The 11,262-nt window shown below is 63.7% G+C and carries 12 protein-coding genes; 4 read left to right on the forward strand and 8 right to left on the reverse strand.

Annotated features, from left to right (window positions below; all coding sequences use genetic code 11):
- Positions 1 to 161 precede the first annotated feature (161 nt).
- A complete protein-coding gene (locus P0Y43_RS03795; protein WP_275635969.1) occupies positions 162 to 584 on the forward strand; it encodes an OsmC family protein in 423 nt (140 codons plus the stop codon).
- A 181-nt stretch (positions 585 to 765) separates the two neighbouring features.
- On the opposite strand, the gene P0Y43_RS03800 is transcribed toward P0Y43_RS03795, so the two are convergent.
- The 6 genes from P0Y43_RS03800 to hemJ form a co-directional block, all read right to left on the reverse strand.
- Positions 766 to 1,806 (reverse strand): DUF2157 domain-containing protein, encoded by a 1,041-nt coding sequence (locus P0Y43_RS03800; protein ID WP_275635970.1) that lies wholly within the window; start codon positions 1,804 to 1,806, stop codon positions 766 to 768.
- Positions 1,807 to 1,815: 9 nt separating this feature from the next.
- Positions 1,816 to 2,463, reverse strand: coding sequence for a 2-polyprenyl-3-methyl-6-methoxy-1,4-benzoquinone monooxygenase (gene coq7 / locus P0Y43_RS03805; protein ID WP_275635971.1), 648 nt, complete (start codon positions 2,461 to 2,463; stop codon positions 1,816 to 1,818).
- A gap of 66 nt (positions 2,464 to 2,529) precedes the next feature.
- Complete coding sequence (locus P0Y43_RS03810) at positions 2,530 to 2,868, reverse strand: histidine triad nucleotide-binding protein (RefSeq protein WP_275635972.1); 339 nt, start codon at positions 2,866 to 2,868, stop codon at positions 2,530 to 2,532.
- A gap of 64 nt (positions 2,869 to 2,932) precedes the next feature.
- A complete protein-coding gene (locus P0Y43_RS03815) occupies positions 2,933 to 3,715 on the reverse strand; it encodes an SDR family NAD(P)-dependent oxidoreductase (protein WP_275635973.1) in 783 nt (260 codons plus the stop codon).
- Between the two features lie 76 nt (positions 3,716 to 3,791).
- A complete protein-coding gene (locus P0Y43_RS03820) occupies positions 3,792 to 4,739 on the reverse strand; it encodes an NAD(P)H-dependent flavin oxidoreductase (RefSeq protein WP_275635974.1) in 948 nt (315 codons plus the stop codon).
- 29 nt (positions 4,740 to 4,768) lie between these two features.
- Complete coding sequence (hemJ, locus tag P0Y43_RS03825) at positions 4,769 to 5,194, reverse strand: protoporphyrinogen oxidase HemJ (protein ID WP_275635975.1); 426 nt, start codon at positions 5,192 to 5,194, stop codon at positions 4,769 to 4,771.
- A gap of 141 nt (positions 5,195 to 5,335) precedes the next feature.
- On the opposite strand from hemJ, the gene argC reads away from it, so the two are divergent.
- Entirely contained in the window at positions 5,336 to 6,370 is a 1,035-nt protein-coding gene (gene argC / locus P0Y43_RS03830) for an N-acetyl-gamma-glutamyl-phosphate reductase (RefSeq protein WP_275635976.1), read from the forward strand.
- 145 nt (positions 6,371 to 6,515) lie between these two features.
- Positions 6,516 to 6,866: an iron-sulfur cluster insertion protein ErpA gene (gene erpA / locus P0Y43_RS03835; protein WP_275635977.1), complete on the forward strand. Its 351-nt coding sequence runs from the start codon at positions 6,516 to 6,518 to the stop codon at positions 6,864 to 6,866.
- Between the two features lie 60 nt (positions 6,867 to 6,926).
- Here the strand turns inward: erpA and P0Y43_RS03840 are convergent, their stop codons facing one another.
- Positions 6,927 to 8,018, reverse strand: coding sequence for an anhydro-N-acetylmuramic acid kinase (locus P0Y43_RS03840; RefSeq protein WP_275635978.1), 1,092 nt, complete (start codon positions 8,016 to 8,018; stop codon positions 6,927 to 6,929).
- A 1-nt stretch (position 8,019) separates the two neighbouring features.
- Complete coding sequence (locus P0Y43_RS03845; RefSeq protein ID WP_275635979.1) at positions 8,020 to 9,438, reverse strand: peptidoglycan DD-metalloendopeptidase family protein; 1,419 nt, start codon at positions 9,436 to 9,438, stop codon at positions 8,020 to 8,022.
- A gap of 214 nt (positions 9,439 to 9,652) precedes the next feature.
- Between P0Y43_RS03845 and tyrS the strand changes: the two genes are divergently transcribed.
- Entirely contained in the window at positions 9,653 to 10,852 is a 1,200-nt protein-coding gene (tyrS, locus tag P0Y43_RS03850; protein WP_275635980.1) for a tyrosine--tRNA ligase, read from the forward strand.
- Positions 10,853 to 11,262 lie beyond the last annotated feature (410 nt).

Here is an 11,262-nt window from a genome sequence, read left to right on the forward strand (position 1 = left end):
GGCTTTTTGTAAGAATTGTCCGGCGTATGCGCCAGTCATTTGGCGTCAGCTTATCAGACACTTCTTCATTATCGGCATTAAAGCAACGCGTCTTGAGCTTTTCCGACAGCGCCACAAGGACTAAGCTGACGGCCTTTTACGAAATCAGGGAGTCCGGATAGATGAAGGCACGCATCCAGTGGGCCGGTGAAGCCATGTTCCTCGGCGAATCGGGGAGTGGTCATGTCGTGGTCATGGATGGCCCACCCGACACAGGCGGGCGCAACCTGGGCGTTCGTCCGATGGAAATGTTGCTGCTGGGCCTGGGCGGCTGCAGCAGCTTCGACGTGGTGAGCATCCTGAAGAAGTCGCGCCAGGCCGTGGAGAGCTGCGAGGCGTTCCTGGAAGCCGAGCGCGCCGATGAGGACCCCAAGGTATTCACCAAGATCCACCTGAACTTCGTGGTCAAGGGCCGTGGCCTCAAGGAGGCGCAGGTCAAGCGCGCGGTCGAGCTGTCGGCGGAGAAGTACTGCTCGGCATCGATCATGCTCGATCGCGCCGGTGTGGAGATTACCCACGGCTACGAGATCGTCGAGTTGGGCTGAGGCCTGCAGGGCATGATTGAGGGGCGGTGCTGTTCCGAGTGGGCTTAACGGTCTTTGTTGGATCAGTGCCGGCCCATCGCGGGGTCAAGCCCGCTCCTGCAGAGGCCCTGCTGGTTTGGGAATCTGCGGAGTCTCTGTAGGAGCGGGCTAGCCCCGCGATGGGCTGCGCAGCGGCCCCATATCAATCCCGCAACGCCGGCAACGCGTCCTGCAACCACCGCGGCAACCGTGCCCGCAGCGACTGGCTCAACTGCTCCCGCCGCTTCTGGTACAGCAGCCCCAAGCCAATCACCGCCAGCCCAATCAACGTCACCACTACCGGGAACAACAGCGACTCGGCGAACACCTCGTACGACAGATAGCCCAGGTACGCCGCCACGCCCAGCGCACCGAACACCATGAACAGTGGCCGACGCAGCAACACGGCCAGGCCCATCAGCCCCAGGTTGATCAGGCAATACAGCAGTTTGCCCAGTTCACTGTCACTGTTCATCAGCGTCAGCCCGCCCCAGAACGCCATTAGCCCCGCCAGGTAGCCCCAGAACGCATAGTCGCGGCGGGTGCGGCCATCCACCAGAAGAAACACCCCGAGCAGGCCAAGGCCGAACCACAGCGATACGCTGCGTCGCTGCTCCCAGCTGAACACTTCGCCATGCACCCACTCGCTAAGGTCCATCGACATGAACCACAAGGCCACGGCGATGGGCATCACGATGAATGGGAACCGCACCAGGCGCAACATCAGCAGGCCGGCGACGACCGTCGCCGCCTCCATCGCCAGCCAACCGCCTTGCACATAGGTGTAGTACTGGTGGTAGTCGACCTGGGCATCATCCAGCGGCCACCAGCCGGCCAGGCGCTGGATGGCGAACACCGCCAACGGCACGATGCTGACCGCCACGGTCGCAAGCACACCAGCGGCGATGGGCTGGCTGCGGCGTTGCAGCGACAGGGCGAAGAGGGTGAGGGTGGCGATATACAGCAAAGCGATGGCCAGCAGGGCCGTGTCACCGATGCGCATCCAGGCTTCGGTGAGCAGCCAGCCCAAGGCGCCCATGATCAGCAGCGCGCCGAAATAGAAGGCCACGTGGGCCAGCTGGAAGCTGCCCCGGGTCTGCGGTTGCTGGCGCAGGAAGTCCAGCAGGGCACGGTCCTGGCCGGGTTGCAGCACGCCGGCGCTGACCGCGCGTGCCAAGTCCTTGGCATCGAAGCGTTCCGTCATGCTGGCGTCCTAGATGCGGTAGGTGCTCTTGGTCATCACCTTGGCCAGCAGGCTCATGCCGAAGCGTACCGGCGCGGGGAAGCGATAGCCGCCGGCTTCCAGGGCCGACTCGGCATGCTGCTCCTCGTCAACGCGCATCTGTTCGAGGATGGCGCGGGATTTTTCGTCTTCTGCGGGAAGCTGCTCCAAGTGTTCGTCCAGGTGCTTGCACACCTGATGCTCGGTAGCGGCGACGAAGCCCAGGCTGACTTTGTCGCTGACCAGCCCAGCGAGGGCGCCAATGCCGAACGACATGCCATAGAACAGTGGGTTGAGCACGCTGGGGTGACTGCCCAGTTGACGGATGCGTTGCTCGCACCAGGCCAGGTGGTCGACCTCTTCCTCGGCGGCATGCTCCATGGCCTTGCGCACCTGCGGCAGCTTGGCGGTCAGGGCCTGGCCTTGATAAAGCGCCTGGGCACACACCTCGCCGGTGTGGTTGATGCGCATCAGGCCGGCGATATGGCGGGTCTGGGTTTCGTCCAGTTCCGCGTCGGGTTGGACGATGGCCGGGGAGGGCCGGGAAGGTTGGCCGCTGAAAGGCAGCAAGGTGCGCATGGCGGTATCGGCCTGCAGCAACAAGCGGTCGAGCGGCGAGTAGTGACGTTCGGTGGCCATCGGGCACCTCCACTGAAGTGATGCCCGACAGTTTAACTCAATCGCCCGGGTGGGGCTTGCCCTGGGTCAGCCCGGTGGCCAGTGCATCTGGCGCTGGCCGAGCACATGCATGTGGATGTGGTAGACGGTCTGCCCGCCCATCGGGTTGCAGTTCATCACCACGCGGAAACCATCGGCGCAGCCCTGCTCGACGGCCAAGCGCTGGGCGGTGAACAGGATATGACCGGCCAGGGCCTTGTCGGCTTCGGTCAGGTCATTGAGGGTGGGGATGTGCTTTTTCGGGATGACCAGGAAATGCACCGGGGCTGCCGGGTGGATATCCTTGAAGGCCAGGATCTGGTCATCTTCGTAGATGATATCCGCCGGGATCTCCCGGTTGATGATCTTGAGGAATAAATCGTTCACGACACGTGCTCCTTGGTGAGGGTCCGAGGCGGAGTGTACCTGCACTGCGGTGCTCGCCCAGTGCCTATTCCACGCCTACCGGGCAGTAGCGGCGATGGATCAAGCCCGCCAGCTTGCGCGCCAGCCAGCGAGGCAGCAAGCGCGGGGCGAAGGCCAGCCAGCGGTTGCGCCGACCGGGCATGATCAGTGCGCGGTTCTTGTCCAGCGCGCGCACGGTGTACAGCGCGACCTCCTCGGGGCTCAGGCAGCGCGCGCGGCCGTCGAGCCGGGGGATCCTGCGTCTGGCCGAGCGGATCGGGCCGGGGCAGAGCACCGAGACCTTGATCCCGCTGCGGCGCAGTTCCTCGCGCAGGGCCTCGGAGAAGTTCAGCACGTAGGCCTTGCTCGCGGCGTAGCAGGCCATCCACGGCCCTGGTGCGGCGCTTGCCAGCGAGGCCACATTGAGGATCTGCCCGCCGCCTTGCACCGCCATCAGGTTGCCGATGGCGTGGCACAGGCGGCTCATGGCCAGGATGTTGACTTCCAGCAGGTCTTGTTCGTCGGCCCATTCGTGGGCCAGGAACGGGCCATAGGTGCGTTGGCCGGCGCAGTTGACCAACAGGTCGATGCGTCGCTCGCCCTCTTCGAGTTCCAGCACGAAGCCGGAAAGGCGCAGCGGTTGGCTCAGGTCGCAGGCGCGGAACAGCACCTCGACGCCGAAACGCTGGGTCAGCTCGATGGCCACCGGCTCCAGCGTCTCGCGCTGGCGTGCCACCAGGATCAGATTGCGCCCGCGCCGCGCCAGGGCCTCCGCCAGGGCCAGGCCCAGGCCGCTGGAAGCTCCGGTGATCATGGCGTAACGGGTCATGCAAGGCTCCTGGGGGCGGAAGAGGGCGCCTAGTGTACAGCCTGGCCAAGCAAGGTGTTGCCTTTTGCTACAAGGCTCAGGCGCCCCAGCGGCGGCTCTGGACCAAGGCCTTGCGGTATTCGTCGTCCAGGCGCGCGATCAGCGTGGCGGCCTCGGGCAGGTCATGGATATCGCCCACGCCCTGGCCTGCGGACCATACGGTTTTCCAGGCCTTGGCCTCTTCATCCAGGGGCTTGAGCTTGCCCTGTTCATGGCCGGCTTTCAGCGTGGCCATGTCGTAGCCGGCGTTTTCCAGGCTCTGGCGTAAGAAACTCGCGGGCACGCCAGAGACCGCTGGTGTGTGGACGATGTCGACGGCGTGGGCGTCCAGCAGCATCTGCTTGTAGGCCTGTGGTGCCTGGCTCTCACGGGTGGCGATGAAGCGCGTGCCCATGTAGGCGAGATCGGCGCCCAGCACTTGGGCGGCGAGGATTTCGTGGCCGTGGTTCAGGCAACCGGCCAGCAGCAGGGTCTTGTCGAAGAACTGGCGGATTTCCGCGACCAGGGCGAACGGGCTCCAGGTTCCGGCATGCCCCCCGGCACCGGCGGCGACGGCGATCAGCCCGTCGACACCCGCTTCGGCGGCTTTCTCGGCGTGCCGGCGGGTTGTCACGTCGTGGAACACCAGGCCGCCGTAGCTGTGCACGGCGTCCACCACCTCCTTCACCGCGCCGAGGCTGGTAATCACGATCGGCACCCGGTGCGCCACGCACAGAGCGAGATCAGCCTGCAGGCGTGGGTTGCTCGGGTGCACGATCAGGTTCACGGCGTAGGGGGCGGGTGCTTGCAGTGAGGCCAGGCCCGCGTCGATCTCGTCCAGCCAGGCCTCGAAACCTGCGCTGTCACGCTGGTTCAGGGCCGGGAAGCTGCCGACCACGCCATTGGCGCAGCAGGCCAGCACCAGTTGCGGGTTGGAGATCAGGAACATTGGCGCGGCCACCACGGGCAGGCTCAGGCGTTGTTCCAGCGAGGCGGGCAAGGACATGGCGGTACTCCTGTGTGAGGGGTTCTTCCCTAGAACGGTTTGACCACCACCAGAATCACGATGCCCAGCAGGATCAGCACCGGCACTTCGTTGAACCAGCGGTAGTAGACATGGCTACGGGTGTTGGTGCCCGCGGCGAAGCGCTTGCGTTGCGCGCCGCAGATGTGATGGTAGCCGGTCAGCAGGATCACCAGGGTCAGCTTGGCGTGCAGCCAGCCCTGGCTCAGCCAGCCCGGAGTGAGGTAGAGCAGCCAGGCGCCGAACACGTAGGTGGCGATCATCGACGGGTTCATGATGCCGCGGTACAGCTTGCGCTCCATGATGGTGAAGCGCTCCTGGCTGATGCTGTCCTGGCTCTGGGCGTGGTAGACGAACAGGCGCGGCAGGTAGAACAGCCCGGCGAACCAGCAGACGACGCTGACGATGTGCAGCGCCTTGATCCAGAGGTAGAGCATGGAAAAGGTTCCTTCAGGTTTTCACGGTCGTCAGATAGTAGAGGCCAAGCGCCCGAAGCGACATCCCGAGAGTTGTTACAGGCTGTCCACGCCCCTATCATCGTGGCCTTTCCAGTCGGCTCGTTGAAAGGGGCAAGCGTTATGATCAAGGTCGGTATCGTCGGCGGCACGGGTTACACCGGCGTCGAACTGTTGCGTCTGCTGGCACAGCACCCACAGGCCGAGGTGGCGGTCATCACGTCGCGCTCCGAGGCGGGCGTTGCGGTTGCCGACATGTATCCGAACCTGCGCGGCCACTATGACGGCCTGACCTTCAGCGTGCCGGACAGCAAGACCCTGGGCGCCTGCGACGTGGTGTTCTTCGCCACACCCCACGGTGTCGCCCACGCCCTGGCCGGCGAACTGCTGGCTGCCGGGACCAAGGTGATCGACCTGTCCGCCGACTTCCGCCTGCAGGACGCCGCCGAGTGGGGCAAGTGGTACGGCCAGCCCCACGGTGCCCCGGAGCTGCTCAAGGATGCGGTCTACGGCCTGCCTGAGGTGAACCGTGAGCAAATTCGCCAGGCACGCCTGATCGCTGTGCCTGGCTGCTACCCGACCGCTACCCAGTTGGGCTTCCTGCCGCTGCTCGAGGCTGGCCTGGCCGACCCGTCGCGGCTGATCGCCGACTGCAAGTCGGGTGTCAGTGGCGCCGGCCGCGGCGCGGCGGTGGGCTCGTTGTTCTGCGAGGCGGGCGAAAGCATGAAGGCCTATGCGGTCAAGGGCCACCGCCACCTGCCGGAAATCAGCCAGGGCCTGCGCCTGGCAGCGGGCAAGGACATCGGCCTGACCTTCGTGCCGCACCTGACCCCGATGATCCGTGGCATCCACGCGACCCTCTATGCGACCGTCGCCGACACCTCGGTCGACCTGCAGGCGCTGTTCGAGAAGCGCTACGCCAATGAGCCGTTCGTCGACGTGATGCCCGCCGGCAGCCACCCGGAAACCCGCAGCGTACGCGGTGCCAACGTCTGCCGTATCGCCGTGCACCGGCCACAGGGCGGTGACCTGGTGGTGGTGCTGTCGGTCATCGACAACCTGGTGAAGGGCGCCTCCGGCCAGGCGGTGCAGAACCTGAACATCTTGTTCGGGCTGGACGAGCGCATGGGCCTGTCCCACGCAGGCCTGTTGCCGTAAGCGTTGTTGCTGTGACGAGGCCCGCCAAGTGCGGGCCTTTTTGTCGGTCTCGACCAAAGCCGCACAATTCTTGACCATTTTTCTCGGGGAAGCGGATAATGCGCGTCATCGAGTTTTATGGCGGCATAACGCCGGGAGAAACAACATGAGCGTCGAAACCTTCACCCCCACCGCGTTGGAGTTCACCCAAGGGGCTGCGCACAAGGTGAAGACCCTGGTCAGCGAAGAGGGCAACGACCGCCTGAAGCTGCGTGTATTCGTCACGGGCGGCGGTTGCTCGGGCTTCCAGTACGGTTTCACCTTCGATGAAGACGTGGCCGAGGACGACACCATTGTCGAGCGCGAAGGTGTTTCGCTGGTAGTCGACCCGATGAGCTTCCAGTACCTGGCAGGCGCTGAGGTGGACTACCAGGAAGGTCTGGAAGGCTCTCGCTTCGTCATCAAGAACCCGAATGCCACCACTACTTGCGGTTGCGGTTCGTCGTTCTCGATCTGAGCCCCTTGCCTCAAACGAAAACGCCGCGCTATTTGCGCGGCGTTTTCGTTTGAGGGGTACTCAGGCAGGGTAGATGGCACCCAGTACCCGCAGGCCCCGGGCAGCGGTCACGCTGGGGCGGTTGGCCGGGATGCCTTCCAGGCAGCAGTGCGCCAGCCAGGCGAAGGCCATGGCTTCGACCCAATCGGGGTCGACCCCGTGTGCCGCGGTACTGCTGACCTGGGCACAGGGCAGCAGGTTGGCCAGGCGTGCCATGAGCGCGCCATTGCGTGCGCCGCCACCGCACACCAATAGTGCCTCGGTGTCTTTCTGGGCGTTGTGCAACGCATCGATGATGCTGCGCGCGGTCAGTTCCAGCAGCGTGGCCTGGACATCTTCGTCGCGGTAGGCGGGCAGCATGGCCAGGTGGGCATCGAGCCACGCCAGGTTGAACACCTCTCGGCCGGTGCTTTTCGGACCGCTGCTGGCGAAGAATGGGTCGCCCAGCAGTGTGGACAGCAAGTCGTCGCGTACCGTGCCGCTGGCCGCCCAGGCGCCGTCGGCATCGAAGGTCTGGCCACGCTTGCGCTCGATCCAGGCATCCAGCAGCACGTTGCCTGGGCCGCAGTCGAAGCCATGGACTGGTGTGTCCCGCTCGATCAGGCTGAGGTTGCTGAAGCCCCCGACGTTCAATACCGCCAGGCGCCGGCCCAGATGGGCAAACAATGCTTCATGGAAGGCAGGTACCAGCGGGGCGCCCTGGCCGCCAGCGGCGACGTCGCGGCGGCGGAAGTCGCCTACCACGGTGATGCCGGTGCGCTCGGCGAGCAGCGCGGGGTTGCCGATCTGCACGGTAAAGCCGCGGGCGGGTTCGTGGCGGATGGTCTGGCCGTGGCTGCCGATGGCGCGGATGGCGGCCGGGGCCAGGCCTTGGTCCGCCAGCAGGCGCTGGATGCCTTCGGCCGCAAGGCTGGCCCAGCGATTCTCTGCCAGAGCGGCGCGAGCGATCTCGTCGGGGCCACTGGCGCATAGGCTCAGCAGGTCCTGGCGAAGCTCTGCCGGCATGGGCAGGTAATGAGTGGCGAGCAGCCGGGGCTGCTCATGCTGTTCGACCAGGGCGATGTCCAGGCCATCGAGGCTGGTGCCGGACATCACCCCCAGGTAAAGCGCCATCTCAGCGTTTGTTCGCGGCGAGCAGGGTGGCCTTTTCCTGGTCCATGCGGGCAATCAGGGGCTGGCTCTGCTGGAGGAAACGCTGGCGCTCGGCCTTGGCGATCGGGTCGGCCATCGGTACTTTCTGGCTCAGCGGGTCGACGTGTACGCCGTTGACCTGGAACTCATAGTGCAGGTGCGGGCCGGTCGACAGGCCAGTGGTGCCAATGTAGCCAATGATCTGGCCCTGCTTGACGCTGCTGCCGGTCGTGATGCCCTTGGCGAAGCCCTGCATGTGGCCGTAGAGGGTCTTGTAGCTGTTGCCGTGGGCGATGATCACGGTGTTGCCGTAACCGCCGCGGCGGCCGGCCAGTTCGATGCGGCCATCGCCGGCGGCCTTGATCGGTGTGCCGCGTGGGGCGGCGTAGTCGACGCCCTTGTGGGCGCGGATCTTATTCAGGATCGGGTGCTTACGGCCGGCGGAAAAGCGTGAGCTGATGCGGGCGAAGTCAACCGGGGTGCGGATGAACGCCTTGCGCAGGCTGTTGCCGTCGGCGGTGTAGTAGCTGGTGTTGCCTTGCTTGTTGGTATAGCGCACGGCGGTGTAGGTCTTGCCGCGGTTGGTGAAACGCGCGGACAGGATGTTGCCGGTGCCCACGACCTTGCCGTCCATGATCTTCTGCTCATAGACCACGTCGAATTCATCGCCAGGGCGGATGTCCTGGGCGAAGTCGATGTCATAGCCAAGCACGCGTGCCATGTCCATGGTCATGCTGTGGGACAGCCCGGCGCGCTGGGCCGAGGCCGACAGGGAGCTCTTGATCACGCCGTGGGCGTAGGCGGTACGCACTACCGGCTTGCTGATCTCGCGCTCGAAGGTGAAACCCTTGTCGGTCTTGCTCAGGCGGATGGTCTCGAGGTTGCTGACCTTGCTGTGCAAGGTGGCCAGCTGGCCGTCCTGGTCGAGCTCGAACTGCAATACCTGGCCGTGCTTGAGCTGGCTGAACTGCTTGGCCTGCTTGTCGCTGGCCAGCACGTCGTGGACCACGTTGGCGGGCAGGCCGACCTTGGCGAACAGGGTAGACAGCGTATCGCCACGGGCGACGACGACTTCACGATGGCCAGGGGCCTTGTCCTCGGCCTTCTCGACTGGGGCAGGTTGTTCCTGGGTGGCTTGTTCGGTGTCGGGCTGCGCGTTCTCGATCTGGGCGAAGGGAGAGCCAGTGCTTTCCTCGGCCTGCACCAGCGGCGCTGCCTTGGATTCGTCCTTCAGCTGTTCGGCCGGGGTTTCCAGTTCCAGGCTGAGGGTGGTCTTCTTCGCTTCTACGTCGCTGGAGGGAAATACCAGCAAGGCCAGGCTGAGCAGGGCGGCGATGCCGCTGGCGGCCAACAGATGGCTTTTCGGATAAAGCGGGGGCGCTTTAGGCGTTTCGTTGGTCATAGATGAGGTGACTTTGAAAAAAGGTGAAATGGAAAAGATGAATGACATGATGAAGATGAAATAACTGTATAAAATATAACCAAATCCATTTTCACGCAAGGGCGCGTAGACGCCGCAGGGCCCCTGCCAGGTCACATCCCTTTGCGAAACTTGTATTTGACGGCCGATCTTGTATGGTTGGTCCCCTTTGAATCTGAGCCTTGCGGGTCTGTCTATGAAGTCGGTTGAAGAGCAGCTGGCGCTTATCAAGCGCGGTGCGGAAGAGGTGTTGGTCGAGTCGGAGTTGGTCGAGAAGCTCAAGCGTGGCCAGCCGCTACGCATCAAGGCAGGCTTCGATCCGACCGCACCGGACCTGCACCTGGGGCACACGGTGCTGATCAACAAGCTTCGCCAGTTCCAGGAGCTCGGGCACCAGGTCATCTTCCTTATTGGTGACTTCACCGGGATGATCGGCGACCCGAGCGGCAAGAGTGCCACTCGCCCGCCACTGACCCGCGAGCAGGTGCTGGACAACGCCGAGACCTATAAACAGCAGGTGTTCAAGATTCTCGACCCGGCCAAGACCGAGGTCGCCTTCAACTCGACCTGGATGGACAAGCTCACCCCGGCCGACTTCATTCGCCTGGCGTCCCAGTACACGGTCGCGCGCATGCTCGAGCGTGACGATTTCGACAAGCGCTATACCAGCAACCAGCCAATCGCTATCCATGAGTTCCTCTACCCACTGGTTCAGGGTTATGACTCGGTGGCGCTCAGGGCGGACGTCGAGCTGGGCGGTACCGACCAGAAGTTCAACCTGCTCATGGGGCGTGAGTTGCAGCGCGGCTATGATCAGGAGGCGCAGAGCATCGTGACCATGCCGCTGCTCGAGGGGTTGGACGGTGTGAAGAAGATGTCCAAGTCCCTGGGCAATTATGTGGGTATCCAGGAGGCGCCGGGCGTGATGTACAGCAAGCTCGTGTCGATTCCGGACACCTTGATGTGGCGCTACTTCGAGTTGCTGAGCTTCCGCTCGATGGATGAGATCGAGCAGTTCCGTGCCGATGTCGCCAAGGGTGCGAACCCGCGTGACATCAAGATCAAGCTGGCGGAAGAGATCGTGTCTCGTTTCCATGGCGAGGAGGCGGCGGCCAATGCTCACCGTGCGGCGGGCAACCGTATGAAGGAAGGCGAACTGCCGGAGGATCTGCCGGAGGTCGAGGTGGCTGCCGCGGAAGATCTGCCGATCGCTGCCGTGCTGAATCGGGCGGGCCTGGTGAAGAACTCTGCGCAGGCGCGTGATCTGCTCGGCAGCGGTGCTGTCAAGGTTGATGGTGCGGTGGTCGATCGTGACTTCGTGTTTGCACGCGGTGCCACCCATGTTTGCCAGGCCGGCAAGAAGTCGTTTGCGCGGGTTACCCTGAAAGCGGAGTGATAGCCAACAGGCGCAGCTATATAGAAGCGGGGAGGCCGACAGGCCTCCCCGCTTCGTTTCTACGGCGCGGGCTTGCCCCGCGATGGGGCCGGTCGAGACGGCGCCTTCCTTTCTTTTTCAACATTTTTGAAATAAAGGGTTGACGGAGTTTCCGAGGCCCTTATAATGCGCCCCACTTCCGACGTAGTCGAAGCGCAAAACTCCTTGGTAATCAAAGAGTTGAGCGATTCAGGTAGTCTCGGAAGTGCTCGATCGACAGGTCGGCAGCGGTGAAAAAGGCAGTTGACAGCAGGTTGTAACGCTGTATGATTCGCCTCCCGCTACGAGCGATCGCAGCGAGTCAAGTGTTTGAAGTGAAACGAGTTTCTCGCAAAAAACTTCAAAATAAACGCTTGACAGACTTTGAGGAA

The sequence above is a fragment of the Pseudomonas entomophila genome (assembly GCF_029193575.1).
Lineage (GTDB): Bacteria > Pseudomonadota > Gammaproteobacteria > Pseudomonadales > Pseudomonadaceae > Aquipseudomonas > Aquipseudomonas entomophila_G.

Coding starts and splice junctions, on each gene's coding strand:
- hemJ (WP_275635975.1), bottom strand. CDS start 5,194: ATGCTCTACCTCTGGATCAAGGCGCTGCACATCGTCAGCGTCGTCTGC.
- P0Y43_RS03845 (WP_275635979.1), bottom strand. CDS start 9,438: ATGACCAACGAAACGCCTAAAGCGCCCCCGCTTTATCCGAAAAGCCAT.
- P0Y43_RS03795 (WP_275635969.1), top strand. CDS start 162: ATGAAGGCACGCATCCAGTGGGCCGGTGAAGCCATGTTCCTCGGCGAA.
- argC (WP_275635976.1), top strand. CDS start 5,336: ATGATCAAGGTCGGTATCGTCGGCGGCACGGGTTACACCGGCGTCGAA.
- P0Y43_RS03840 (WP_275635978.1), bottom strand. CDS start 8,018: ATGGCGCTTTACCTGGGGGTGATGTCCGGCACCAGCCTCGATGGCCTG.
- P0Y43_RS03815 (WP_275635973.1), bottom strand. CDS start 3,715: ATGACCCGTTACGCCATGATCACCGGAGCTTCCAGCGGCCTGGGCCTG.
- P0Y43_RS03820 (WP_275635974.1), bottom strand. CDS start 4,739: ATGTCCTTGCCCGCCTCGCTGGAACAACGCCTGAGCCTGCCCGTGGTG.
- coq7 (WP_275635971.1), bottom strand. CDS start 2,463: ATGGCCACCGAACGTCACTACTCGCCGCTCGACCGCTTGTTGCTGCAG.
- erpA (WP_275635977.1), top strand. CDS start 6,516: ATGAGCGTCGAAACCTTCACCCCCACCGCGTTGGAGTTCACCCAAGGG.
- tyrS (WP_275635980.1), top strand. CDS start 9,653: ATGAAGTCGGTTGAAGAGCAGCTGGCGCTTATCAAGCGCGGTGCGGAA.
- P0Y43_RS03800 (WP_275635970.1), bottom strand. CDS start 1,806: ATGACGGAACGCTTCGATGCCAAGGACTTGGCACGCGCGGTCAGCGCC.